The organism is Thermocrinis minervae (assembly GCF_900142435.1).
Classification (GTDB): domain Bacteria; phylum Aquificota; class Aquificia; order Aquificales; family Aquificaceae; genus Thermocrinis_A; species Thermocrinis_A minervae.
Map to the genome: position 1 here is coordinate 432,830 of NZ_LT670846.1, position 21,977 is coordinate 454,806.

The 21,977-nt window shown below is 45.9% G+C and carries 31 protein-coding genes; 21 read left to right on the forward strand and 10 right to left on the reverse strand.

Annotation, left to right across the window (positions count from 1 at the left end; genetic code table 11):
• Positions 1 to 32: 32 nt before the first annotated feature.
• The 12 genes from B5444_RS02390 to rnc are packed head-to-tail and all read left to right on the forward strand — an operon-like array spanning position 33 to position 8,583.
• The gene (locus B5444_RS02390) at positions 33 to 425 is read left to right on the forward strand and encodes a PA2779 family protein (protein WP_079653652.1); all 393 of its coding nucleotides are present in this window, start codon (positions 33 to 35) and stop codon (positions 423 to 425) included.
• Positions 422 to 895, forward strand: a complete 474-nt coding sequence (locus tag B5444_RS02395; protein WP_079653653.1) for a C39 family peptidase — start codon at positions 422 to 424, stop codon at positions 893 to 895. Before B5444_RS02390 ends, B5444_RS02395 begins: the two co-directional genes overlap by 4 nt.
• Positions 892 to 1,170, forward strand: coding sequence for a GTP-binding protein (locus B5444_RS02400; protein ID WP_079653654.1), 279 nt, complete (start codon positions 892 to 894; stop codon positions 1,168 to 1,170). The genes B5444_RS02395 and B5444_RS02400 overlap by 4 nt, the downstream gene beginning before the upstream one ends.
• A complete protein-coding gene (locus tag B5444_RS02405; RefSeq protein ID WP_079653655.1) occupies positions 1,167 to 1,475 on the forward strand; it encodes a SelB domain-containing protein in 309 nt (102 codons plus the stop codon). The genes B5444_RS02400 and B5444_RS02405 overlap by 4 nt, the downstream gene beginning before the upstream one ends.
• Before the next feature lie 8 nt (positions 1,476 to 1,483).
• Positions 1,484 to 2,353 carry a F0F1 ATP synthase subunit gamma gene (locus tag B5444_RS02410; RefSeq protein ID WP_079653656.1) on the forward strand — a complete coding sequence of 290 codons (870 nt, stop codon included), beginning with the start codon at positions 1,484 to 1,486 and terminating at the stop codon, positions 2,351 to 2,353.
• Between the two features lie 11 nt (positions 2,354 to 2,364).
• Positions 2,365 to 3,786 carry a F0F1 ATP synthase subunit beta gene (atpD, locus tag B5444_RS02415; protein ID WP_079653657.1) on the forward strand — a complete coding sequence of 474 codons (1,422 nt, stop codon included), beginning with the start codon at positions 2,365 to 2,367 and terminating at the stop codon, positions 3,784 to 3,786.
• Complete coding sequence (gene rph / locus B5444_RS02420; protein ID WP_079653658.1) at positions 3,783 to 4,544, forward strand: ribonuclease PH; 762 nt, start codon at positions 3,783 to 3,785, stop codon at positions 4,542 to 4,544. Before atpD ends, rph begins: the two co-directional genes overlap by 4 nt.
• Entirely contained in the window at positions 4,545 to 5,504 is a 960-nt protein-coding gene (locus tag B5444_RS02425) for a flippase-like domain-containing protein (protein WP_231967146.1), read from the forward strand.
• Positions 5,501 to 6,451, forward strand: coding sequence for a tetraacyldisaccharide 4'-kinase (gene lpxK, locus B5444_RS02430; RefSeq protein ID WP_079653660.1), 951 nt, complete (start codon positions 5,501 to 5,503; stop codon positions 6,449 to 6,451). The genes B5444_RS02425 and lpxK overlap by 4 nt, the downstream gene beginning before the upstream one ends.
• Positions 6,441 to 6,677 carry an acyl carrier protein gene (gene acpP / locus B5444_RS02435; RefSeq protein ID WP_079653661.1) on the forward strand — a complete coding sequence of 79 codons (237 nt, stop codon included), beginning with the start codon at positions 6,441 to 6,443 and terminating at the stop codon, positions 6,675 to 6,677. The genes lpxK and acpP overlap by 11 nt, the downstream gene beginning before the upstream one ends.
• Before the next feature lie 3 nt (positions 6,678 to 6,680).
• Complete coding sequence (gene fabF, locus B5444_RS02440) at positions 6,681 to 7,919, forward strand: beta-ketoacyl-ACP synthase II (RefSeq protein ID WP_079653662.1); 1,239 nt, start codon at positions 6,681 to 6,683, stop codon at positions 7,917 to 7,919.
• The gene (gene rnc / locus B5444_RS02445; protein ID WP_231967167.1) at positions 7,882 to 8,583 is read left to right on the forward strand and encodes a ribonuclease III; all 702 of its coding nucleotides are present in this window, start codon (positions 7,882 to 7,884) and stop codon (positions 8,581 to 8,583) included. Before fabF ends, rnc begins: the two co-directional genes overlap by 38 nt.
• On the opposite strand, the gene B5444_RS07700 is transcribed toward rnc, so the two are convergent.
• Genes B5444_RS07700 through B5444_RS02460 form a run of 3 tightly spaced genes read right to left on the reverse strand, consistent with a single transcriptional unit; the run spans position 8,568 to position 10,013 of the window.
• Complete coding sequence (locus B5444_RS07700; protein ID WP_079653664.1) at positions 8,568 to 8,999, reverse strand: hypothetical protein; 432 nt, start codon at positions 8,997 to 8,999, stop codon at positions 8,568 to 8,570. The genes rnc and B5444_RS07700 overlap by 16 nt on opposite strands.
• A complete protein-coding gene (locus B5444_RS02455) occupies positions 8,953 to 9,396 on the reverse strand; it encodes a toprim domain-containing protein (protein ID WP_079653665.1) in 444 nt (147 codons plus the stop codon). The genes B5444_RS07700 and B5444_RS02455 overlap by 47 nt, the downstream gene beginning before the upstream one ends.
• A complete protein-coding gene (locus B5444_RS02460; protein WP_079653666.1) occupies positions 9,366 to 10,013 on the reverse strand; it encodes an HAD family hydrolase in 648 nt (215 codons plus the stop codon). Before B5444_RS02460 ends, B5444_RS02455 begins: the two co-directional genes overlap by 31 nt.
• 18 nt (positions 10,014 to 10,031) lie before the next feature.
• On the opposite strand from B5444_RS02460, the gene B5444_RS02465 reads away from it, so the two are divergent.
• Positions 10,032 to 11,375, forward strand: coding sequence for an MFS transporter (locus B5444_RS02465; protein ID WP_079653667.1), 1,344 nt, complete (start codon positions 10,032 to 10,034; stop codon positions 11,373 to 11,375).
• Positions 11,376 to 11,387: 12 nt separating this feature from the next.
• Complete coding sequence (locus tag B5444_RS02470; protein ID WP_079653668.1) at positions 11,388 to 12,035, forward strand: hypothetical protein; 648 nt, start codon at positions 11,388 to 11,390, stop codon at positions 12,033 to 12,035.
• Here the strand turns inward: B5444_RS02470 and B5444_RS07815 are convergent.
• Together B5444_RS07815 and B5444_RS07800 are read right to left on the reverse strand one after the other, a co-directional pair.
• On the reverse strand, positions 12,016 to 12,417 hold the full coding sequence (locus B5444_RS07815) for a prepilin-type N-terminal cleavage/methylation domain-containing protein (protein WP_079653669.1): 402 nt from the start codon (positions 12,415 to 12,417) through the stop codon (positions 12,016 to 12,018). The two genes, B5444_RS02470 and B5444_RS07815, sit on opposite strands and share 20 nt — an antisense overlap.
• Before the next feature lie 39 nt (positions 12,418 to 12,456).
• Positions 12,457 to 12,999, reverse strand: coding sequence for a type IV pilin protein (locus tag B5444_RS07800; RefSeq protein WP_079653670.1), 543 nt, complete (start codon positions 12,997 to 12,999; stop codon positions 12,457 to 12,459).
• A gap of 148 nt (positions 13,000 to 13,147) precedes the next feature.
• On the opposite strand from B5444_RS07800, the gene rpmB reads away from it, so the two are divergent.
• Genes rpmB through B5444_RS02500 form a run of 4 tightly spaced genes read left to right on the forward strand, consistent with a single transcriptional unit; the run spans position 13,148 to position 15,769 of the window.
• A complete protein-coding gene (gene rpmB / locus B5444_RS02485) occupies positions 13,148 to 13,354 on the forward strand; it encodes a 50S ribosomal protein L28 (RefSeq protein ID WP_079654633.1) in 207 nt (68 codons plus the stop codon).
• Positions 13,355 to 13,357: 3 nt separating this feature from the next.
• Complete coding sequence (gene aroC, locus B5444_RS02490) at positions 13,358 to 14,515, forward strand: chorismate synthase (RefSeq protein WP_079653671.1); 1,158 nt, start codon at positions 13,358 to 13,360, stop codon at positions 14,513 to 14,515.
• On the forward strand, positions 14,499 to 15,236 hold the full coding sequence (locus B5444_RS02495) for an MlaE family ABC transporter permease (protein WP_079653672.1): 738 nt from the start codon (positions 14,499 to 14,501) through the stop codon (positions 15,234 to 15,236). Before aroC ends, B5444_RS02495 begins: the two co-directional genes overlap by 17 nt.
• Entirely contained in the window at positions 15,230 to 15,769 is a 540-nt protein-coding gene (locus tag B5444_RS02500) for a phosphatase PAP2 family protein (RefSeq protein WP_231967147.1), read from the forward strand. The genes B5444_RS02495 and B5444_RS02500 overlap by 7 nt, the downstream gene beginning before the upstream one ends.
• On the opposite strand, the gene rnhC is transcribed toward B5444_RS02500, so the two are convergent.
• The 3 genes from rnhC to nth are packed head-to-tail and all read right to left on the reverse strand — an operon-like array spanning position 15,709 to position 17,841.
• Positions 15,709 to 16,503, reverse strand: a complete 795-nt coding sequence (gene rnhC, locus B5444_RS02505; RefSeq protein WP_079653673.1) for a ribonuclease HIII — start codon at positions 16,501 to 16,503, stop codon at positions 15,709 to 15,711. The two genes, B5444_RS02500 and rnhC, sit on opposite strands and share 61 nt — an antisense overlap.
• Positions 16,487 to 17,233: a 16S rRNA (adenine(1518)-N(6)/adenine(1519)-N(6))-dimethyltransferase RsmA gene (gene rsmA, locus B5444_RS02510; protein ID WP_079653674.1), complete on the reverse strand. Its 747-nt coding sequence runs from the start codon at positions 17,231 to 17,233 to the stop codon at positions 16,487 to 16,489. Before rsmA ends, rnhC begins: the two co-directional genes overlap by 17 nt.
• The gene (gene nth, locus B5444_RS02515; RefSeq protein WP_079653675.1) at positions 17,212 to 17,841 is read right to left on the reverse strand and encodes an endonuclease III; all 630 of its coding nucleotides are present in this window, start codon (positions 17,839 to 17,841) and stop codon (positions 17,212 to 17,214) included. Before nth ends, rsmA begins: the two co-directional genes overlap by 22 nt.
• Positions 17,842 to 17,901: 60 nt before the next feature.
• On the opposite strand from nth, the gene B5444_RS02520 reads away from it, so the two are divergent.
• Positions 17,902 to 18,480 carry an RNA ligase partner protein gene (locus tag B5444_RS02520; protein ID WP_079653676.1) on the forward strand — a complete coding sequence of 193 codons (579 nt, stop codon included), beginning with the start codon at positions 17,902 to 17,904 and terminating at the stop codon, positions 18,478 to 18,480.
• Here the strand turns inward: B5444_RS02520 and B5444_RS02525 are convergent.
• Positions 18,466 to 19,563 carry an RNA ligase gene (locus tag B5444_RS02525; RefSeq protein WP_079653677.1) on the reverse strand — a complete coding sequence of 366 codons (1,098 nt, stop codon included), beginning with the start codon at positions 19,561 to 19,563 and terminating at the stop codon, positions 18,466 to 18,468. The genes B5444_RS02520 and B5444_RS02525 overlap by 15 nt on opposite strands.
• Positions 19,564 to 19,630: 67 nt before the next feature.
• Between B5444_RS02525 and B5444_RS02530 the strand changes: the two genes are divergently transcribed.
• Positions 19,631 to 20,479 (forward strand): PSP1 domain-containing protein, encoded by an 849-nt coding sequence (locus B5444_RS02530; protein ID WP_079653678.1) that lies wholly within the window; start codon positions 19,631 to 19,633, stop codon positions 20,477 to 20,479.
• Positions 20,463 to 21,263: a radical SAM protein gene (locus tag B5444_RS02535; protein ID WP_079653679.1), complete on the forward strand. Its 801-nt coding sequence runs from the start codon at positions 20,463 to 20,465 to the stop codon at positions 21,261 to 21,263. The genes B5444_RS02530 and B5444_RS02535 overlap by 17 nt, the downstream gene beginning before the upstream one ends.
• On the opposite strand, the gene B5444_RS02540 is transcribed toward B5444_RS02535, so the two are convergent.
• Positions 21,260 to 21,931 (reverse strand): PP2C family protein-serine/threonine phosphatase, encoded by a 672-nt coding sequence (locus tag B5444_RS02540; protein ID WP_079653680.1) that lies wholly within the window; start codon positions 21,929 to 21,931, stop codon positions 21,260 to 21,262. The two genes, B5444_RS02535 and B5444_RS02540, sit on opposite strands and share 4 nt — an antisense overlap.
• Between the last annotated feature and the right edge of the window lie 46 nt (positions 21,932 to 21,977).

Here is a 21,977-nt window from a genome sequence, read left to right on the forward strand (position 1 = left end):
TTAGCGTTACTTTTTTGAAAGGAGGGAATAGTATGTGGAGGTTTCTAAGAAATAGGCTGTTGGTGTTTTCTATACTTGGATGGTTCACCTTCTTCGTTGGCTCACCTGCCATGGCTGGGTTGGTAGAGTCAAAAGCTCCTGACCAAATTAGCAACTACAACAGGGATGAAGACATAAACAAGATAAGAAGGGCTCTTGAAAACAAGCTCGTACAGGAGAAGCTAAAAGCCTACGGCCTTACAAAGGAAGAGGTAGAGAAGAAGCTTTCTGAAATGAACGACGAGCAGATACGTATGCTTGCCAGTGCATCGGACAAGCTCTTGGCAGGTGGAGATGGCCTTGGTGTAGTGGTAACAGTGCTTGTAATACTTATACTCCTCGTGATACTCCTTAAGCTTCTCAACAAAGAAATAATCATAAGGTGATCCTCCTTCTCCTCCTGCCTTTCCTTTTTTCTTTTAAACTCCTTGATGTTCCTTTTGTAAAGCAAGAGAAAGACTTCTGCGGGCCCTCTGCCCTGAGCAGCGTACTGGCCTACTATGGAATACACAAAAGTCAGCAGGAGATAGCCAAGTACGTCTACATACCGGCTCTAAAGGGAGCTCTTATAACAGACCTTGAGAACTACGCCAAAAGCTTAGGCCTAAGGACAGAGCTTTTCCAGGGTAGCTTAGAAAATATAAAGGAACAGATAGACAAAGGACATCCGGTCATACTGTTGGTAGACCTGGGTAACGCCTTTGTGAGCGTACCCCACTACTTGGTGGTCATAGGTTACGATGAAAACTACTTTTATGTACATACTGGGTACAAACCAAGGGAAAAGATGAGCTACCAAGAACTTTACCGGATCTGGTCAAAGATGGGAAGGGTAGCCTTGGTGGTCTACCCATGATCTACGTCCCCATAGGAACGGCTGGACATGTAGACCACGGCAAGACAAGCTTGATAAAAGTCCTTACAGGCATAGACACGGATAGGCTGCCTGAGGAGAAGTCCAGGGGTATGAGTATTGACATAGGTTTTGCTTTCTTAGACTTTCCAGAGGAAGGTATAAGGGTTGAATTCATAGACGTGCCGGGTCATGAAAGCTTTATTAAGAACACCATTTCCTACTGTGGGAAAACTCTCCCCTGTTTGAGGAAACCCAATCCTTCGGCGAGCTTATGAACCTCCTCAAAGAACAGATAAGGGAGTATAAGGAGCTTTACGATTACAAGGACATCCTTAGCTACGCCGTACGAAAAGGATACGTGCACAGTCTAGGGAACTATCTGTACATAAGCGACGGATTGCTCAGGGACTATGTAAAAAGGTTAAAAGAATTAGGAGAGACCTTTAGTGTGCAGGATGCAAAAAGCGTTTTAGGGCTGAGTAGAAAGTATCTTATACCCCTCCTTGAGTACCTGGATCGTACAGGAATAATAAGAAGGGAAGGAGATGTAAGGAGGTTCGTAAAAGGCTTTATGCTATAATTGTCTACATGCCAAAGCTTTCACCAAGGGATATAAGGAGAAAGATACAAGGTATAAGGAACACAAAAAGGATAACCAATGCTATGAAAGTTGTTTCCGCCGCAAAGCTCAGAAAAGCCCAAGAACTTCTCTTCTCCTCAAGACCTTACTCGGACAGACTCTACGAGGTGATAAGGAACCTGGCCTCTCACATAGATCAGAATGTGCACCCCCTTTTCCAGGCAAGGGAAGAAAGGTCCTGTGATCTTATACTCATAACCGCAGACAGAGGTCTTGCCGGAGCCTTCAACTCTAACATCATAAAGCAGGCCGAAGAGTTTATCAAAGACAAAAGCTTCAAGGGTATAAAGGTTAATCTTATCCTTATAGGTAGGAAGGGTGTACAGTACTTTAGCAGAAGAGAATACCCCATAATAAAAGGCTACGATGAGGTCTTCAGAAAGGAGATAAACTTTGAAGTGGTAAAAGATGTGGGAAATCTGGTGAGGGAGAGGTACATTAACAGAGAAACAGACAGGGTCTACCTGCTCGTTAACGAGATGAAGACGAGGGTTCAGTACAGGCCGACCCTAAGGACATTCCTTCCAGTGGAGGCTATACAAACGGAAGAGAAAGACTACGCTGTCTATGAGTTTGAGGTAAGCAGAGAAGAGTTTGTCAACAAGCTGATAAACCTTTACCTGAACTTCCAGCTCTACAGAGCTATGTTAGAATCTAACGCTGCCGAGCACTTTGCCCGTATGACAGCCATGGACAACGCCACCAGGAACGCGGACGAACTTATAAGGACGTGGACACTCATCTTTAACAAGGCAAGACAAGAGTCCATAACCTATGAACTTGTGGACATTGTAAACGCTGTAGAAGCTATGAAATAAGGAGGTTTTGCATGAAGGGAAGGATAGTTCAAGTAATAGGTGCAGTCGTGGACGTGGAGTTTGACACAAAGGACCTTCCACCCATAAGGCACGGTCTTAAGACGAGGAGAAAGTTCATAGATGACAGAGGAAACTGGGCAGAAGAAGATCTGTACTTTGAAGTAGCTCAGCACATAGGTGAGAGGAGAGTTAGAACAATAGCTCTTGGTCCTACTGATGGCCTTGTTAGAGGTCAGCCTGTTGAGTATCTCGGTGGACCCATAAAGGTGCCCGTGGGAAGAGAGACTCTTGGAAGGATATTCAACGTGGTAGGCCAGCCCATAGACGAGGCGGGACCCGTTAACGCCAAAGAGTACTGGCCCATATTTAGAGAACCTCCATCCCTAGAGGAGCAGTCCACCAAGGTGGAGATCCTTGAGACGGGTATAAAAGTCATAGACCTGCTTGAACCTTACGTTAAGGGTGGTAAGGTAGGTCTCTTCGGTGGTGCCGGAGTAGGTAAGACGGTCTTGATGCAGGAGCTCATACATAACATAGCTAAGTATCACAAAGGTTTCTCGGTGGTCATAGGCGTTGGAGAGAGGACCAGGGAAGGAAATGACTTGTGGCACGAGATGAAGGAGTCTGGAGTCTTACCCTACACGGTGATGGTATACGGTCAGATGAACGAACCACCAGGTGTGCGTTTCAGGGTTGCACAGACAGGCATCACCATGGCTGAGTACTTCAGAGATGTAGAAGGTCAGGACGTTCTAGTTTTCATAGACAACATCTTTAGGTTCGTCCAGGCAGGATCGGAAGTATCAACCCTCTTAGGAAGGTTGCCATCGGCCGTTGGATACCAACCTACCCTGAACACAGACGTAGGTGAAGTTCAAGAAAGGATTACGTCCACAAAGAAAGGATCTCTAACCTCTGTTCAGGCTGTCTACGTGCCAGCTGACGACATAACAGACCCAGCCCCTTACTCAGTGTTCGCTCACCTAGACGCTACAACTGTCCTGGCGAGAAGGCTTGCAGAGCTTGGTATATATCCAGCTGTTGACCCTCTTGAGTCTACATCCAAGTATCTGGCACCGGAGTTTGTAGGAGAAGAACACTACAGAGTAGCAATGGAAGTAAAGAGGATACTTCAAAGGTACAAAGAGCTACAGGAGATAATAGCCATACTAGGTATGGAGGAGCTTTCAGAGGAGGACAAGGCCATAGTAAACAGGGCAAGGAGAATACAAAGGTTCCTAGCCCAACCTTTCCACGTGGCAGAACAGTTCACCGGTATGCCTGGTAAGTACGTAAGGCTAGAGGACAACATTAGGAGCTTTGCAGAGATCCTCACAGGAAAGTACGACCATCTTCCTGAGCTTGCCTTCTACATGGTGGGTACCATAGAGGAAGTGGTGGAGAAAGCCAAGGCTCTGGGGGCTAAGGTTTGAGGAAAGACTCAAGGGGTAACCTAGAGCTAAGACCCATAAGGATAGTAAGGGATTATCTTATCTATCCAGAAGGATCCGTACTGGTAGAGTTTGGAAACACCAAAGTAGTATGTACCGTCTCCGTACAGGAGACGGTGCCGCCTTTTCTGAAGGGTAAAGGTCAGGGTTGGATAACCGCTGAGTATTCCATGCTACCAAGGGCTACACAGACCAGAAACGTAAGGGAGTCGGTCCAGGGTAGGATAGGCGGAAGGACTCACGAAATTCAAAGGATGATAGGAAGGGCGATGCGTACAGCTCTTGACCTCACCAAGGTAGGAGAAAGGACCTTCTGGGTAGACTGTGACGTACTTCAGGCAGATGGTGGTACACGGACAGCTGCCATAAGCGGAGCGTTCGTTGCTTTGGCGGATGCTGTCATAAAGCTGTACAACGAAGGAGTTTTAAACTCTACACCCATAAAGGACTTTGTGGCTGCAGTGAGCGTTGGTATAGTAAACGGTGAGATCTTATTAGACCTTAACTTTGAGGAAGATTCACAGGCTGCAGTAGATATGAACGTAGTAGCAACAGGCTCGGGTAAGATATCCGAGATACAAGCCCTTGGGGAGGAAAACTCCTTCACAAGGGAAGAGTTTAACAGGATGCTGGATGCAGCACTTATGGGCATATCCCAACTTATAGAACTCCAAAAAGCTTTTTTCCATATAGAGAACGGCCTCTGGAAGAGAAAAGCTGTCAAAGAGGCGAGGCTGTAGGTGAGGTCTTTGATCTACTGGTTCATGATCACACTCCTTCTTGTCTTTGGGAGCATGTTCTACATAATCAAGAAGTACTTTACCAAGGATGCTATAGACTTACTTCTGCATGCCAACAGAAAGTACCTTATACTCTCCCTCCTGGCCCTTGCCATGTATCATACCTTTGACAACCTCAGGCTTTTCGTACTTTCAAGGGCTGTAGGACTTAAGTACAACTTTGGCTATGGGTACGTTATATCTCTGATAAACACCTTTGGAGCTACCATAACTCCCGCCCATGTAGGTGGTGAGTTCATAAGCTTCTACACGCTAATGAGAAAAGGGGGAAAGCTACACAAAGTGATGAGTGTGGTCACCATGAAAACACTCTCGGGTCTATCCTTCTTTTTGCTGGCTCTACCCTTTGCAGGGTATTCACTCGCACAGAACCCAAAGAAGGCCGTAGAGCTTCTTTCCTTACTGGCCTTAGCCTTTTTTCTGACAGGGGTCGCATACCTTATACTCAGATACTTTCTGAAGAAAAAAAGTGAAAGCTCAAGTCTCAAGAGCAAGCTAAAGTATACTCTCAAAAGGTACGCCGTTTTTATGCGTATATACCTAAGGGATAGGAAAATAAGCCTCTTTCTTTCTGTGGTCAGCAGTGTGCTTTTGTACATCTCCTTCCTCTCAATAGGTTCCTTCCTCGTGCTTGCCTTCAACGAGGACGTATCCTTTTGGGAAGTGCTTTACACCCAGCTTGGGCTTGTTTACGCCATCTTTATGAGTCCCACTCCTGGTGGTAGTGGAGTGGGTGAGGTGGGAGCTCTTAGCGTGTTTGCATCCTTCGTGGATCCGGAGGTTCTCGGTCTTTTTGCCATACTGTGGAGATTCATAAGCCAGTACCTAAGTGCCACGTTGGGTGGACTGTTTCTCGTGCTCTTAGCCTGGAAGGATCTGATCCTGAAAAGATCTACATGAACCCTTACGCTCTGGCAGTCCGCATAAGGAACTTTCTGTATGATAGGTCTCTGCTCAAGAAGTGTCATGTTCCTACCTTTGTCATATCAGTGGGCAACCTCTCTGTAGGTGGTTCCGGTAAAACTTCCTTGGTTAGGTACTTAGCTAAGGAACTTTCTAAGGAGCTGAAAGTTTGCATACTCTTAAGGGGATACAAGAGAAAGACAAGGGGAACCCTTTTAGTATCTCACGGAGATGGGCCTTTATGTAAAAGCTGGCAGGAGTGTGGAGACGAGGCCTTTATGCTGGCCACAATACTCAAAGGAGTTTCTGTAGTGGTAGACGAGGATAGATGCAGAGGAGCTAAGTATGCCATAGATGAACTAAAGCCGCAGGTGATAATCTTGGATGATGGATTCCAACACAGGAGGATAGAGAGGGACCTGGACATACTGCTCATAAAGAGGAGTGACCTTAAAGATAGGCTTTTGCCCTTTGGAAGGCTCAGAGAACCCCTTGATTCCATAAGAAGAGCCTCTGCCATAGTCCTATCTTACCAAGATCTCTATCCGTTGGAGTTAAATACAGACAAACCAACCTTTAGGATGTTCAGGAAGGATTGGAAGGTTTTGGATGCGAGGCTTGAACCTGTGGAGGACTACAGGGACCTTGAGTTTACCGCTTTCTGCGGTCTTGGAGACAACAGTCAGTTCTTTGAAACCCTTGACAGGCTTGGTATAAAGGTTGTGGAAAGGCTGTCCTTTCCAGACCATTACGACTACTCTGGTTTTAAAAAGGATCCTAACAAGCTTTACATAACCACGCTAAAGGATTTTGTAAAGTTTGATGATAGGGATGGGCTTTACGTGCTAGACTTTAGCCTGGAGGTGCCAGGTTTTTTAGAATACGTAAAAACATGCTATAATATATCCGTCAATTCCTTCAAGGAGGTAGAAAATGGATCTTGAACAGAAAGTAAAGAGTATAATAGCAGACCAACTCGGGGTAGAGGTGGAAAAACTGGTTCCAGAGGCCAAGTTCGTAGAAGACCTGGGAGCCGACTCCTTGGACGTGGTTGAACTCATAATGGCCTTTGAGGAAGAGTTTGGTATAGAGATTCCAGATGAGGATGCCGAGAAGATAAGGACGGTAGGGGACGTTATAGAGTACCTAAAGCAGAAGGTTCAAGGCTGATTGATGAGAAGGGTTGTAGTCACGGGGCTTGGTGTAGTAAGCCCCATAGGTACAGGTGTTGATAAGTTTTGGAACAACCTCATAAACGGAGTGAGCGGTGTTGACAGGATAAGGCGCTTTGATCCAGAGGAGATAGGTCTCACCGTTCACATAGCTGCAGAGGTGAAGGATTTTAACCCTGAGGATTACTTTGACAAGAAGGAAGCTCAGAAGGTATCCGATTTTATAAAGTTTGCCGTTGCAGCCTCCGAAGAAGCCATAAAGGATGCAGGCCTGCTGGATAGTTCCATAAACCCTTACCGCGTAGGCGTCATAATAGGTACAGGCATAGGTGGACTAAGGGACATAGAAGAGCAGCAGAAGATCTTGTTGGAAAAAGGTCCTAGGAGAGTATCTCCTTTCTTCATACCCTACGGTATATCCAACATGGCCGCGGGTTTAGTAGCCATAAGGTACGGCTTTAAGGGACCTAATTACTGCGTAGTTTCAGCCTGTGCAACGGGTAACCACTCCATAGGTGATGCCTTTAGGTTAATACAGAAGGGTGACATAGACGTGGCCATAGTAGGTGGTTGTGAAAGCGCCATAACGCCTCTTGGAGTTGCAGGTTTTGCATCCATGAGAGCCCTTTCTACTAGGAATCACGAACCTCAGAAGGCTTCGAGACCTTTTGATAGAGACAGAGACGGTTTTGTGATGGGAGAGGGTGCGGGTATCTTGGTACTTGAAGAGTACGAACACGCCAAAGCAAGGGGTGCAAAGATATACGCAGAACTTGTAGGCTATGGAGCTACTGACGACGCCTACCATATAACAGCGCCTTGTGCGGATGGAGAAGGTGCCTATATGTGTATGAAATTAGCTTTGGAGGACGCAGGTATACCCCCACACGAGGTAGACTACATAAACGCCCACGGTACTTCAACACCTCTTAACGACAAGTCAGAAACTCTTGCCATAAAAAGGCTCTTTGGAGATCATGCCTACAAGCTTAAAATAAGCTCCAACAAGTCCATGATAGGCCACCTTTTGGGTGCTGCGGGTGCTGTGGAAGCCGTAGCAACGGTAAAAACCATACAGACGGGTATAATCCCACCCACTATAAACCTGGAGAATCCAGATCCAGAGTGTGATCTAGACTACACTCCCAACGTAGCTCAGAAAAAGGAAGTTGTAGTGGCTATATCCAATTCCTTTGGCTTTGGTGGAACCAATGCATGCCTCGTCTTTAGAAAAATATGAATACATAGAGAAGGTTCTAGGTTACACCTTCAAGGATAAATCCATCCTGCAGAAAGCTCTTACACATAAGTCTTACTCCGAAGAAGGTATGGAAAACTACGAAACTCTGGAGTTCCTGGGAGATAGCCTGGTCAATCTTTTCGTTGTTGATGTACTCTTTTCAGAGTTTCCTAAGGCTAGGGAAGGAGAACTCGCGCAGATGAAGGCCTACTTTATAAGCGAGGACTTTTTAGGAGAGCTTGCTCACGAGCTTAGGCTGGATGAGTACGTTCTGGTGGGGGGAAAGAAGAAAGAGAAGAGTCTCTCCATAATAGCGGATACCTTTGAAGCCCTTTGGGCTGCTGTTTACTTAGACAGTGGTAAGGACTTGAACTTTGTACGCCAGATCTTTGAAAGACTGTACAAGGATAGGATAGTAAGGCTGGCTAAGGAGAACAAACACAGAAGGGATTACAAGACGATGCTACAGGAATACACCCAGAAGAAATGGAAGGAGAGGCCAACTTACAGACTCGTATCCGTAAGCGGAAACGACAACGAGAAGGTTTTTCACGTGGAGTGTACCTTTAGAGATTACAGAGCTATAGGCGTGGGTAGGAATAAAAAGGAAGCTGAGCAAGACTCGGCAAGAAAGCTTCTAGAGATGCTTCAGATGAACATGTAACTTTCGTGCTTTACACCCTTACAGAAGTTTTTGGCATGCTCTACCATATGTCTGTAAACTTTAAAGGGTGTTATAAGGGATCTTAGCCTTTCGTCTTCTTCACCCAAGTTTATGATCATATCAAGTGTGGATAGTATGTCCTCTATTCTTCCGTTGGATGTACCTATTATATCAAGCCTGTGGAGTTCCCTCTCTAGTTCTTCGGGCAGGTTTGCAAGTATGGTGAGGTCAAAGTTAAAAAGCTCGTACATGTCGTACATGTACTCAAGGTTCTCATAGAGCCTTTTCAGAAGCTCCCCTTCTACTATGGATATTATCCGTAAGTACTTATCCCTTGCATCATCTTCCAGGAGGCTGTCTGCGAGGAACTTACCCTCCTCTATGTCTGCCTTTATCTCTGCTATCAGACCTTCCATGAGGTCTATACATAGCTTCGCCATCCTGTCGTGTAGAAGAACCATACCCAAAAGTTTTGTTTTGTCCCCTTTGTTCATACAGGTCCTCCACGTATGTTAATCCTAACTCTCCAAGTCTTTCCCTGAATTCTTCTATTAAAATATATCCCTGGGAAGACAGAATGCTCCTTATTTTGCGGGTAAGCTCCTCCCCTTCTCTATCCAAATCCAGTAGGAGTATTACTTCCCTGAAGGGTTCTAGAAGGTCAGGAAGGTCCGTAAGCCTTTTACCAGACAGTGTGTAGATATTCTTTACCCCGTAGTAGGAAAGAGCTTCTTTGTCCCTTTTGCCCTCTACCAAAACTGCCCTACTCTTTGAGGCTTCCCTCAAACTCTTGATGTACTCCTCGAATTCCATAGCTCTATGATTTCTGTAGGAGTGTTTAATATAAAATCTGGCTCTTCTTGCATATCCTTTGTGTATCCCCAAAGGGCTAGAGCTGTATACACGCTTGCCCTCTTCCCTGAAAGTATATCGGCCTCTGTATCGCCTACTATCAAGGATTCCTTCGGTTTAACTGAAAACTTCTCCAAGGTTTTGATGATGGGCAGAGCTGAAGGCTTCTTCTCATGGTAGGTATCGCCGCCTACCACCAGGCTAAAGTAGTCAAGGAGCTTTAGAGTGTCCAGGATCTTGTAGCTTATCTCTTCCATCTTGTTGGTCACTACAGTCATGATCACACCTTTTGACCTTAAAAACTCTAAAGCTTCTGGTATTCCCTCGTATGGTCTTGTATAAACAACAGGATGCTGTCTGTAATAGCCTCTGAAGACCTCTAAGGCTTTGTCCACATCTTCAGGTGGAAAGAACTTTTCCAACAGGGCTCTTGCTCCAGAGCCTATGTACCTTCTGACTGTCTGGCTTTCTACCTGTGGTTTTCCAAAGTCCCTAAGGGTCATGTTAAGGCAGAGGGTTATGTCCTGACACGAGTCTATGAGGGTTCCGTCAAGATCAAAGATGACGAGTTTAAACATATATTTGATTATAGGCTCATGGAAAAGATAAAGACGGATTTACCATACAGGCTGGAATCTTTAGGCTGGACGCCCTTCCATACAAAGCTCGTGCTCGTGTTGGGTATAACGTGGGTCTTTGATGCTTTTGAAGTGGTGATGGCTGGAGCTGTGGCAAAGCCCATGGCTAAAACCTTAGGCTTTGTCGATGTGCAGACCTCCTTTTTTATAACCTCCTTTTTAGTGGGTGCTTTGGTAGGTTCTCTCCTCTTTGGCTACTTTGCAGATAGATACGGAAGGAAAAAGCTATTCCTCCTTACCCTTTTCTTGTACGCTTTGTCTACCTTCCTTACTGGCTTTGCCTGGGATTTTTACAGCGCCGTCCTTTTTAGGATCCTTGCGGGTGCTGGGCTTGGGGGAGAGTTTGCCGCCATACAGTCAGTCATAGACGAGTTCATGCCGGCAAAGCATAGGGGAAAGGTGGACGGTATAATAGCCGCTCTATGGAACTTTGGTGGGTTGTCCGCTTCCTTGACTGCTTACTTGCTCATAGACCTCTTGGGTGAGGGTATTGCCTGGCGCTTTGGTTTTTGGGTAGCAGCCCTGTTTGCTATCGTTATAGTTTACGCCAGGAGAAACCTACCAGACTCTCCGAGATGGCTCCTTTCCAGGGGAAGGACGGAAGAGGCAGAAAGGATCGTGGAAAGCCTGGAAAAGAAGTACTGTAGGACCTCTGAGGATGCCAAAGCCTGCGAGGTTCCTGTCTTTGAAGGTGGTATGTTTAAGGCCACGAGAGAGATTTTAACTAAATACCGATGGAGGTTTCTCTTTAGCGCATCTATCAGCTTTACCATCCTTACTACCTACTACAGCTTTATAAGCCTTATACCTACGGGGTTTGCCAAGAGGTTTGACCTGGACCCTCATAGCATAACTTTGGTCTACACGGCCATAAACGTAGCAGGGCTTGTGGGTGGGCTCTTTGTAGCCTTGCTGGTGGACTCTGTGGGCAGGAAGAGGCTTGGTCTTTTTATCTCCTTTTTCTCTCTGCTGCTTTCTCTTTTCTTCCTTTCAGGTGCTGGTTTTGTTTGGGTGCTTTCCCTCTACTCGCTCGTGGCCTTCTCCTTTCCCTCTGTGGCTTACGTGGTGGCCACAGAAATATACCCTTCTTACATAAGGGCGTACGTCATAGGCCTGTTGTCTGTGGTGGGTAGGGTCGGTGGGGCCTTTGTGCCGCCTGTGGTTACGTACTTGGCCACTAAGGATTACATTTATGGCATCCTAGCTTTCAGTGCTCTGTGGTTTGTGGGTTTCTTGGCTTTTCTCCTCTGGAACATGTTCGGGAAGGAGACCAAGGGCAAGCCCTTGGAAGAGATAGCATAAAATACCTTAATCATGGTAAAGGTAACCATACTAGAACTGAAGGAGGAGGCTGGCAGTATAGTTGAAAAACTTTCCGAGCTTGGTGTGAGCGTGAAGGATCTTTTCAGGAGCTTAAACTCCAAAGGAAGCTTTACCTTTTACCTGGATAAGAAAGACTACCAGGATCTCCTTCCGTTGCTCGAGAAAGAATGCGTATTCCAAGCTTCCATAGAGGACACTAAAGAGGTAAGCCCTTGGGGTTTCTTCTCCACTGCCATGTTGGATACCTTCCTCGTCTTTCATACATCCCAGTGGCTAGTAGAGGGCTTAAAAGTGAAGGACTTCCTAAACCTTTACATTTCAAACCCTACCCTGCTCTGGTCTATTGAATCCATCCTTAAGCTTGCCTTTGCTTATGCCTTCTACAGGGGTTTTGTGGAAAACCTGCTTACCACTCCCTTTGGATACCTTTTTAAACTCAAGCTAAGACAAGACTCACAGGTTGGCCTTTTCACCACAATTTACCTTCTGCCCTTTGCCTCCCTGCTGTTAATCTCCTCTCCCTTCACACTCTATCTTAAACTCCTTGGACTTTTCCTCTTTGGCTTCTTCGTGGCAAGCCTCTTTCAGAACTTTTTCAAAGAGAGGTATGGCTTGTTACTTACTGCAGGAAACACCTGAAGGGTCTTGTATCAACGGTACAGACCACCAGCACGTCCGATCCACCCAGCCTCCCCTCTATCCTACCCTGAGAGAGTACACCTCGAGCTGTGCAGACTGGAATCTGCACGACTGTAAGCTGAAGGTTTCCCGCTTGGGTGTTCACGTTTCTACAGTTGGGAAACCTTGGATCTGTGAGAGGGTCCGTATAGGCTTCATCAGCTGGCTCTGAAGAGCAATGGGAAACTATGTCCATCATACAGCCCCTTAGGATGGGAAGCACGTATGAGGTGGCGTTGGCCCTCCTTGCGTAGTTAAGGTAAGCAGGTATGGCAAGGGATACAAGGATGGCTATGATGGATATAACTACCAAAAGCTCTACAAGGGTAAAGCCCTTTTTCATGTTCAAAGGCGGGCCCTACAGGGCCCGCAAGCGTGTGTATTACTGTCCAGATATTACGCTACACCTTACAGAACCGCCTTGACCACCTTGACCGCCTTGACCACCTTGACCGCCTACAAAAGCACATGCAACAGCAAAGTCTTGTACATTTGCTAGTGTGGCCGTTACTGTGTTATCAGCTGTTGCATCAGCAAGTCTTTGTGGGAAGTTTGCAGCCTGCAGTGCTGGTGGTGTTCCATCTTGCCCGCAGGCACCGTTGGCAAGCTGGCCGTTAGGTTGAAGGTTCACCTGACCACCTGCAGTTTGTACTGCTGCAGTACGACAGTTTGCTAGGTTAGCAGGTTGTATGGGCTGGCCTGGGTTTTCCTGGCAGAAGGCTACTATGTCCAACATACAACCCCTTGCTATGGGTTCTGCGTAGGAGGATACCCTTGCTTTCCTTTGGTATGCCAGGTACTGGGGTATGGCCAAGGATGCCAGTATGGCTATGATGGCTATGACTACGAGCAGCTCAATGAGTGTGAAACCCTTTGAGCTGTTTAGCCTTGCGGCTCTGCTTGTAGCTTCGTAAAGGTTCCTCATGGTACTACCTCCCTTTAAGTTTTCCCTCCCTTAGGGCGCCCTTCAGGAGGTTAAGTTTTAATTTTCCACATTTTTGGTACACTGTCAAGGTGCTTCACAAAAGCTTCACAGACAAAAGATGGTAAAATATAGAAGAAGGAGAGAAGCCATGGCCAAGTGTTATGTATGTGGTAAAAAAACGGTTTTTGGCAAGAGTGTTACCTTCTCGGCGGAGAGGAACAGCAGGACCTTTAAGCCAAACCTTCAGAGAGTGCGCATAAGGTTGGAGGATGGCTCTGTCAGAAGGGTTTACGTGTGCACCAAGTGTTTGAAAGCTGGTAAGGTGGTAAAGGTTGTCAGGACAGGTCAAGACTAGCTTATGCCCATAAGGTTCTTTACAGCTGGGGAATCCCACGGAAGGGGTGTTTTCTGCTTTTTGGAGGGTATTCCTGCAAACCTTGATATATCATCCGAGTACATAAACAGAGAGCTGGAGAGGAGGCAGAGGGGTTATGGAAGGGGTGGGAGGATGGCCATAGAGAGGGACAGGGTGGAGTTTCTCGCAGGCGTACGCTTTGGCAGGACCCTTGGGAGTCCCATCTGTATGGCCGTTTGGAACAAGGATTGGGAAAACTGGAAGGAGAAGATGGCTCCGGAGGGAGAAGTTCCAGATTCTGTGGTTCCTTTTACAAGACCAAGACCAGGACATGCAGACCTTTCGGGTGGTATAAAGTACAACCAGAGAGATCTAAGGAACATACTGGAGAGAGCTTCAGCAAGAGAGACGGTGGGTAGAGTTCTTGCTGGTGCTGTGTGCAAGAGGTTTTTGGAAGAGTTTGGTATAAGAATAGGTAGCTACGTGATCAGTATAGGTAGGCTATCGCCTGATATAAAAGAGGAGGATCTGTTAAAGAGACATGAGCTTGCAGAAAGCTCTCAGGTACGCTTTCCAGATCCAAGAATGGACGATGAGTTTATAAAGCTCATAGATGAAGCAAAGGAAAAGGGTGAAAGCCTGGGGGGTGTTTTTGAAGTCTTTGCCGTGGGGGTCCCTCCAGGCCTTGGGAGTCATGTCCAATGGGACAAGCGCATAGATGGAAGGATAGCCCAGGCTATGATGAGCATACAGGCCATAAAAGGGGTGGAGATAGGGCTGGGTTTTGAAAGCGCAAGGAGGTTTGGTTCTGAGGTACACGATGAAATAGGTTGGAACGAGGGATACTTTAGGTACTCCAATAACCTGGGTGGTACGGAAGGGGGTATAACCAACGGCATGCCTATAATAGTGAGGTGTGCCATGAAACCCATACCCACTCTTACAAAGCCTTTAAGAAGCGTGGACATAAACACAAAGCAGGAGGTCAGGGCTGGTAAGGAGAGGAGCGATGTGGTTGCTGTACCAGCCGCCTCTATAGTAGGGGAGGCCATGCTTGCCATAATCTTAGCAGATGCTCTCCTTGAAAAACTAGGTGGTGATTTTATGGAAGAGATAAAGGAAAGGTATCAAAGGTACTTAGAGTATGTTAAAAATTTTTGAGGAGGTTGGTAAGGCCACTCTTTTGACCCTATGGGGTATCTACTTTATGTTCACAAAGCCTCCCAAGCTGAGACATTTTATAAAGCAGCTTGCCTATTTGGGGGCCGAAACGGTACCTGTGGTCATCATAACTTCCATATTCTCGGGGGGCGTTATAGCTCTCCAGACTTACAGCACTTTTCATAGGTTCAACGCCGAATTCTTGATAGGTGCTGTGGTAGCCATATCCATGGGTAGGGAACTCGGCCCTGTGCTTTCCTCCCTCATGGTGGTGGCAAGGGTAGGCTCGGCCATGACGGCCAACATAGGAACCATGAGGATAACGGAACAGATTGATGCCCTTGAAGTCATGGGCATAAACTCCATAAGCTATTTGGTAAGCCCTAGAATCTTTGCAGGCGTTGTAGGTGTACCCATGCTAGTCGTTCTCTCGGATCTAGCTGGTATATTTGGAGGATGGTTCGTGGCTGTAAAGCTTTTCCACGTAAACGAGTACCTCTTTTGGCAGAAGATGGTAGATCTCGCAGAACTAAAAGATTTTATAGGTGGCCTTTACAAAGCTTTCTTCTTTGGCCTGCTCATATCCTCCGTGAGCTGTTACTTTGGCTACTACACAGAAGGTGGAACAGAAGGCGTGGGGAGGGCTACTACAAACAGTGTGGTAGTCTCTTCTATGCTCATACTCATATCCGACTACTTCCTGACGGCTATAATATGGTGAACTTGGAAACAAACACTGTTAACGTTTGGCTATTCTATCTGATAAATCATACAAGGCATCCACTGCTTGATGGCTTCTTCTCCTGGTTCTACATCTTTGGGAAGGGTTGGGTGCTCATACCTGCCTTTATGGCAGTCTTGGTTTTTTACAGGGAATGTACAAAGACCTTTTTACTTTCTGCAGCCATCATGGAGCTTCTGGTGGGCACCCTTAAGTACATCCTGGACCAGAAGAGACCTCTGTCTTTGCTTAACGATGTCTACACTCTTTCGGAAAGACTCTACCATCATTCCTTTCCTTCTGGTGATACTGCTACGGCCTTTCTCGTGCTGGCTTTCTTCTACGGTAGGGTTAACAGGTACATAAGGCTTCTTCTACTTGCTTATGCCCTACTTATAGCCTATGGGAGGGTGTACTCGGGTGTGCACTTCCCCATTGATGTGTTTGTAGGTGCCCTTATTGGCATATTTTCTTACTTGCTTTCCAGGAAGCTTATTTTAAGGAGCTCTTCTGCCAACCTTCTGTCTTTGTGATAGATCTCTAAGGCTTTTATCTTTGCTTGGCTGCTTGATCCCTTTGGAAGATTCCTTTCCTTTAGCCATCTTAAAAGACTCTCCCTCGCGAATATGCTAGCGCTTGCCACTTCTGGATAATGCCTTTCAGCATCAGGTTCAAAGATAACACCTCCATCAAAGGGAGATCTTAGTCTATAACCATCTATCACTATAGTGTGCTCCTTGTCTTTAAGGAGCTCCTTGATACTACTTATGAGTTTCCTGTAGGTGATGGTCATAAGGGTGTTTAGGTTCCTATGTTCCCTGTAGAGCCTGTTGAACTCCTTGGGTTCTAAGACCTCTGTAAACACATCCACCACGGGCCTTAAAAGTTCAGCTTTTCTAAAGACTTCCTCTTCCTTTATGTCCTTAGAGTCCTTTGGTGAAAGCTCCCAAAGCCTTTTGTAGTTCTCAGGCTTTACCAATACGCAGCTAAAGACTATGGGTCCAAAGAAGTCCCCTTTACCAGATTCGTCGCATCCGACCCTGTATACCTTCTCTTCCGGTAGACTACCGAGTATAAACTCCTTAAGTCCCTGTGGATCCTTTCCCTGTATGAGGAGGATTCCAGAAGGATAGAGGTGTACATACTGTCCCTTCTTCTCAAGAGCCCAAAGGGTGTAATCCTTCCGTATGGGTGTAAAGCCATGGCTTATGAGGAGGTCCTTGACTGTTTCCCAGTAGTGTACGGGAAGCTTAAGGGTGATATTCATGGTAAAGCCTTATTATCTCTTCTAAGCTTAGTTCTTCCGTGCGCCTTTTGGGGTCTATGCCTGCCCTTTCAAGGATGGATACATCGAGCTTGTTCTTTAGCATCTTCCTTCCCTGGGAGTAGAGCTTTAGGAGAAAACCCTTGTAGTCCTCAAGATCTTCTATCTTTGCCTTTTCTTCTCTTGTCAGCCTTATGAGGGCAGAGGTCACTTTTGGTGGTGGAACGAAGAATTTGGGGGGTACACTCATGAGATACTCTATGCGGTAAAAAGTCTGGATAAAGCTACCCAGCCAAGAAGGACCCTCTATGAGCTTTTGGGCCACTTCTTTCTGTACCATAAAGAGACCAAAGTTTATACACTCTTTACAGAAAACTATCCTTTCAAGTATGAGGCTCGCCACGTTGTAGGGGAGGTTTCCCAAGACTTTAAGGTCCTTACCTAGAAGGCAAAAGTCAAAGCTTGTGGCATCTGCATGGTGTATGTGTAGCCTTGGGTCTTGTAACTGCTTTAACTTCTCTACCATCTGCTTGTCTATCTCCACAAGGTGTAGCTCAGAAAGAGGAGTTTCAAGTAGTGCTTTTGTGAGGTTTCCTGTACCTGGACCTATCTCAACAACCTTATCCCCTGCCTCTATCTGGGCATACTCCACTATTTTCTTTATGACTCCTCCCGATACCAAAAGATGCTGACCTAGGTGCTTTTTTAACCTTACAGGCTCACCGAAGGGCATATATCTACTAGCGGACACTTAGAATGTTTGGGATTCTGAGCTGTGCAAACGTACCTACCTAGGAGTATGACCAAGTTGGAGAATTTACCCCACTCTTCCTTGGGAACTATCCGCATAAGGTCCTGCTCTATCTTCTCTGGGTCCTTCTCCTTGGTAAGGCCTAGCCTTTGGGCTACCCTAGCCACGTGGGTGTCAACTGCTATGCCCTCTTGGATACCAAAAGCATTGTAAAGTATTATGTTTGCACTCTTCCTTCCTATGCCAGGTAGCTTTGTAAGCTCCTCTATACTTCTTGGTACCTCTCCGCCGTACTTCTCTACCAAAATCTGGGCGATCTTCTTCAGGTATACAGCCTTCTTCCTGTAGTAGTTTATGCTCCTTATGTAGCTCTCTATTTCAGATATGTCGGCTTCTACTATGTCCTTTGGGCTTTTAAACCTTTTGAAAAATTCCTTAGTGACCTCGTTCACCTTCTTGTCTGTAGTCTGGGCAGCCAACACTACGGCTACAAGTAATTCAAAGGGATTGGAAAACTCAAGCTCAAGCTTGTTAGGAAAAACCTTCTCAAGCCTTCTTATGGTTTCTTTGGCTAGCTCTTCTTTGGTCATTCAAACACCCTATACTGATTAAATTAAAATATTAACATACTAACAAACAAGAGGTGAAGGATGTTGATATTCGTCCTTGACACAAGCATCTTCACAAACCCAGACATTTACTCTCAGTTTGAAAAGGATCAGTTAGGGGCCATAGAGAACTTCTTGTCCCTTGCATACCATTCGGATGCCAAGTTTTACATGCCTTCATCTGTCTACGAAGAAATGAGACATATGGTAGATCTCGGTGAGCTCAGTGCCAAGTTTGAGCTTACAGTACGCATAAGGTCTCCAAGAAGGTTCAACCTTATGGTTCCTGCCGAGTTTCTGTACGAGTTTATAGAGGAGATTCGCTACAGGATAAACAAGGGCCTTCGTATAGCAGAAGAACACACCAAGGAAGCTGGTAAGCTATCCGAAGAAGAGACGGGGAAGCTTATAAACAGACTAAGGGAAAAGTACAGAGAGGCTCTAAGGACTGGGATCATAGACAGCAAAGAAGACCTTGATGTACTTCTGTTAGCTTACGAGCTCGATGGCATCTTAGTGTCTGGTGATGAAGGTCTTAGAAAGTGGGCAGATAGAGTAGGGATCAAGCTCATAAACCCGAAGAACCTTAGGAATATACTGGAGAGCTTAATCAAACACTGAGCCGCCCCTAAGGACGTGTCCCAGAAGGCCTGTCATGTTAAGGAACACCTTATCAAACTCAAGCACGTACATGTTTCCTTCTTGCCTTATGCCTCTCTCTATTATCTGTATGTGTGCCGAGCTGTGTTTTATCTGCTCTAAAAATATGAGTAAGTTTTCCTTGCTGTGGAACCTACATCTGAAGGTTCTGTAGACCTTTCCTTCTTCCCTTGATAGCTTGCAAGCTTGGAAGATACCTTCAAGGAAAGCCTTTCCCAGTTCTGTGTAGAGACTATCATCTTTCTCTAGACCTTCCTCTTCTATAAAGAGGGCAAGCCTTAAAAGCCTGTTGGTGTAGTAGTCGGCTGGAAGGCCCATTATGTTCAGGGATGTTATCCTTATATCGTTTAAGTTTGCGTACCTGGTTATGTACTTAACCCTTTTGTTCCTCTCCGAGTCTTCCTTGAAAACCACACCTTCCCTGCACTCTTGGTCTAATTTTCTTAGAAGGTCCTTTATCTTCTCTACCTGATCTACGGTAAACCTTCCGAAGACCTCCACCGAAGGAAGCGAGTATTTTTCTATAAGCTCCAATTTCTCTCTCTGTGGTAAAAAGGTGCTCTCGTTTTTCCTCATTATGTCAAAGACGAAAAGTCTGACATCTTCCTTCACGTAGGGAGGACTTTCTTCCACGTAAGGGTTTTCTGGGCCAGCCATCTCAGCACACAACACCAGGTCTGGATTATCTTCAAAGAACCTCTTGTCTATGAAATCAAGGACTCTGTCCGTGCTGAAGGCGCATATAAGACCGCTCCTGGTAAGGGCATATACCTCTCCCTTGTGGTAAAAGATCCTAAGGTTGTAACCGTCTACTTTTTCTTCAACCCAGAAGGGCTCTGTAAACTGCTCTCTGAGGCCTGTAGAAAGCTGGAATATCCTACCTATGTGAGGATAGCCAAATATGGTAAACTCCTGGAAGATAACCGTCCCCCGTGGGATGTTCTTGTAGTCATCGGTAAACCTAAGGTATTCTAAGTCTTTGAACTGTTCAGATTTGACCTTGCTTTTCTTTAGGGCCTCTTTTACCAAAGAAGCATCTAACATCAGAATTAGTTAATTTTAAAGGTTTTAGACAACATGTCAAGGGCTTTGAAATATAATTTCTTAAGCTATGCATGTAAAAGCTCGTTTTTTAGATACGCGGAAGATACTAGAGGTTGAGAATGCACAGGACGTGAAGAAAGGGGACCTAGTGGTGGTCCTTTCAGATAGAGGGCAGGAACTCATACAGATCCTTGGTGTTTCTAAGGAAGAGTCACAGCTTAAAGCTCTTTTCCTTAGGAAGGCAGACGAAGAAGACTTAAGGATAGCCAAGGAAAACGAGAAGCTTGCCGAGGATGCCCTTGTTGTGTGCAAGGAAAAGGTCCAAGAGCTTGGCCTTGACATGAAGCCTATAAAGACTTACATACCCTTAGATAGAAGCAAGTACTTCTTCTACTACCTGTCTGAAAAAAAGGTAGACTTTAGGGAGCTTGTTAGGGCATTGGCCCGTGTATTCAAGAAAAGAATAGAGATGAGGCAGGTGGGTGTAAGGGATGCTATCCAGATGATGGGATGGATAGGTCCATGTGGTGAAATGGCATGCTGCTACAGGTTTATAGAGAACTTTGAATCCATATCCCTAAGGGACATAGAGGAGCAAAACTTACCGCTGTCTCCTACAAAGTTTACAGGTCTGTGCGGTAGGCTTATGTGTTGCCTAGCCTTTGAAAGGGAAAACTACCTGGTGAAGAACATACTGCCAGAGGTAGGAAGTGAGATTTGTCTGAACGGTAAGGTTTATAAAATCCTCCACATAGACCCTCCTCATGGTAAAAGTATCCTAGAACTTGATGGAAAGAGAATAGAGATTCCTTTGGAGAGCTTACTGCCCAACGATTACAAGGTAGCCATTGAAAACTGTAAGAGGTGTTCTTCCTGCTGCAGGAGAAACTTGAAGGAAGATGAAGTTGCTCTCTGAACGCAAAAGCCCCTTGAACAGAGTCTTTGTCTACCAACTTGAGGATGGTTACAGGGTGGAGTCTGTCTTTTACAGGGGGGATACCCTCTGTGTTTCTACACAGGTAGGTTGTGCTGTAGGTTGTCCCTTCTGCCTCTCAGGCAAGGATGGTCTTCTTAGGAACCTAAGCTCACGAGAGATATACCTACAGTATGCCCTCCTTAAGGATGCGCTGCCCATAAGAAGAATAGCTATAGCCGGTATAGGCGAGCCGCTTATGAACATCAGGAACGTGGTTGAGGCCTTCTGGATGTTTAAGAAGGAGGGCCTTAAGGTATCCTTCTACACCTCAGGCCACCCTGTAAGGCACCTGCCCTATGTCCTTACACTGCCCCACAGTGGCCTTACCGTATCCCTTCATGCAGTTAGGGATGAGGTAAGGAGAAGGTTGCTGCCGCATGCAGGTAGTTTATCGGAACTCCTAAAGGCTCTAAGAGATTCTCTTTCAAGCGTGTCTAAGAAGAAGAGAAAGAAGGTCTCCCTTGGGTATCTACTTCTAAAAGGAGTGAACGACTCGGAGGAAGACCTTACTGAGCTTGCGAGATTGGCCAAGAGTCTGGATGTGTCTGTAACCCTTCTGTACTACAACAACACTGTAAGCGCCTTTGAGGAAACTGGTCAGGAAGAGTACGAAAGAGCATTCTTACTTTTGAGATCCATGGGTGTAAGGGTTACCCTTTCAACGCGCTTTAGGAAGGATCCTTTGGGCGGTTGTGGTACGTTAGTGGTTAACAGAACTCTTTAAACTTCCATTATGCTCACCTTCACGGCTGTCAGGTTATCGGCACCACCTCTATCTAAGGCTATACTAAGGAGGGTTTGAAGGTCCTTGTCTGTTTCATCCTCTATGTACTCCCAAAGACCGTCCGAGCATATCAAAAATCCTTCAAAACCTTCTGCGCGCTTTATGAACACTTCAAACTCCCTGTAGTTAGGATCACCTACGAGAGCTGACGTAAGGTAATAGGCTATCCTATGGTCCTGTGTCAGCAAGAAAAGCTTCCCATCCTTTATACCATAAACCCTACAATCACCTACATTGAAAGCGTAAAGGCCTTTACTGGATATAACCAAACCCGCTACGGCGCATCCAAGCCCAAGGGCGTGTGGATTCTCTAGGGCATATTCCTCCAGTTTATCCCTTGCAGCATGTAAACATTTGTTTATTTCTTCCTCGTCGGATGGTGAGCACCTTTTTAGCTCTTCCAGCACTATAAGGCTGGCTTTTTCTCCCTCTGGATGCCCTCCCATTCCATCGGCCACTGCAAACACAAAGTAGTTACCTTTTCTCTCTATGCAGATGGGCTTTTCCATTAAATCCCTTTGGATTATCACATCGCTTAGCAAAAAGGCATCCTCGTTGAAAGCTCTAACGTTACCTATGTGCGTAATTCCGCAAGCTAAAACTCTCATGTGTCATATAAGTATAAGGCTTTGTTGACAAGTCTTATGTGAGTCA

What these genes read in the sequence shown, in the direction of transcription:
- B5444_RS02390 (WP_079653652.1), top strand. Translation starts at nt 33, where the DNA reads ATGTGGAGGTTTCTAAGAAATAGGCTGTTGGTGTTTTCTATACTTGGA.
- B5444_RS02400 (WP_079653654.1), top strand. Translation starts at nt 892, where the DNA reads ATGATCTACGTCCCCATAGGAACGGCTGGACATGTAGACCACGGCAAG.
- B5444_RS02405 (WP_079653655.1), top strand. Translation starts at nt 1,167, where the DNA reads ATGAACCTCCTCAAAGAACAGATAAGGGAGTATAAGGAGCTTTACGAT.
- B5444_RS02410 (WP_079653656.1), top strand. Translation starts at nt 1,484, where the DNA reads ATGCCAAAGCTTTCACCAAGGGATATAAGGAGAAAGATACAAGGTATA.
- atpD (WP_079653657.1), top strand. Translation starts at nt 2,365, where the DNA reads ATGAAGGGAAGGATAGTTCAAGTAATAGGTGCAGTCGTGGACGTGGAG.
- lpxK (WP_079653660.1), top strand. Translation starts at nt 5,501, where the DNA reads ATGAACCCTTACGCTCTGGCAGTCCGCATAAGGAACTTTCTGTATGAT.
- acpP (WP_079653661.1), top strand. Translation starts at nt 6,441, where the DNA reads ATGGATCTTGAACAGAAAGTAAAGAGTATAATAGCAGACCAACTCGGG.
- fabF (WP_079653662.1), top strand. Translation starts at nt 6,681, where the DNA reads ATGAGAAGGGTTGTAGTCACGGGGCTTGGTGTAGTAAGCCCCATAGGT.
- B5444_RS07700 (WP_079653664.1), bottom strand. Translation starts at nt 8,999, where the DNA reads ATGGAAGGTCTGATAGCAGAGATAAAGGCAGACATAGAGGAGGGTAAG.
- B5444_RS02455 (WP_079653665.1), bottom strand. Translation starts at nt 9,396, where the DNA reads ATGGAATTCGAGGAGTACATCAAGAGTTTGAGGGAAGCCTCAAAGAGT.
- B5444_RS02460 (WP_079653666.1), bottom strand. Translation starts at nt 10,013, where the DNA reads ATGTTTAAACTCGTCATCTTTGATCTTGACGGAACCCTCATAGACTCG.
- B5444_RS02465 (WP_079653667.1), top strand. Translation starts at nt 10,032, where the DNA reads ATGGAAAAGATAAAGACGGATTTACCATACAGGCTGGAATCTTTAGGC.
- B5444_RS02470 (WP_079653668.1), top strand. Translation starts at nt 11,388, where the DNA reads ATGGTAAAGGTAACCATACTAGAACTGAAGGAGGAGGCTGGCAGTATA.
- B5444_RS07815 (WP_079653669.1), bottom strand. Translation starts at nt 12,417, where the DNA reads ATGAAAAAGGGCTTTACCCTTGTAGAGCTTTTGGTAGTTATATCCATC.
- B5444_RS07800 (WP_079653670.1), bottom strand. Translation starts at nt 12,999, where the DNA reads ATGAGGAACCTTTACGAAGCTACAAGCAGAGCCGCAAGGCTAAACAGC.
- rpmB (WP_079654633.1), top strand. Translation starts at nt 13,148, where the DNA reads ATGGCCAAGTGTTATGTATGTGGTAAAAAAACGGTTTTTGGCAAGAGT.
- aroC (WP_079653671.1), top strand. Translation starts at nt 13,358, where the DNA reads ATGCCCATAAGGTTCTTTACAGCTGGGGAATCCCACGGAAGGGGTGTT.
- B5444_RS02495 (WP_079653672.1), top strand. Translation starts at nt 14,499, where the DNA reads ATGTTAAAAATTTTTGAGGAGGTTGGTAAGGCCACTCTTTTGACCCTA.
- B5444_RS02500 (WP_231967147.1), top strand. Translation starts at nt 15,230, where the DNA reads ATGGTGAACTTGGAAACAAACACTGTTAACGTTTGGCTATTCTATCTG.
- rnhC (WP_079653673.1), bottom strand. Translation starts at nt 16,503, where the DNA reads ATGAATATCACCCTTAAGCTTCCCGTACACTACTGGGAAACAGTCAAG.
- rsmA (WP_079653674.1), bottom strand. Translation starts at nt 17,233, where the DNA reads ATGCCCTTCGGTGAGCCTGTAAGGTTAAAAAAGCACCTAGGTCAGCAT.
- nth (WP_079653675.1), bottom strand. Translation starts at nt 17,841, where the DNA reads ATGACCAAAGAAGAGCTAGCCAAAGAAACCATAAGAAGGCTTGAGAAG.
- B5444_RS02520 (WP_079653676.1), top strand. Translation starts at nt 17,902, where the DNA reads ATGTTGATATTCGTCCTTGACACAAGCATCTTCACAAACCCAGACATT.
- B5444_RS02525 (WP_079653677.1), bottom strand. Translation starts at nt 19,563, where the DNA reads ATGTTAGATGCTTCTTTGGTAAAAGAGGCCCTAAAGAAAAGCAAGGTC.
- B5444_RS02530 (WP_079653678.1), top strand. Translation starts at nt 19,631, where the DNA reads ATGCATGTAAAAGCTCGTTTTTTAGATACGCGGAAGATACTAGAGGTT.
- B5444_RS02535 (WP_079653679.1), top strand. Translation starts at nt 20,463, where the DNA reads ATGAAGTTGCTCTCTGAACGCAAAAGCCCCTTGAACAGAGTCTTTGTC.
- B5444_RS02540 (WP_079653680.1), bottom strand. Translation starts at nt 21,931, where the DNA reads ATGAGAGTTTTAGCTTGCGGAATTACGCACATAGGTAACGTTAGAGCT.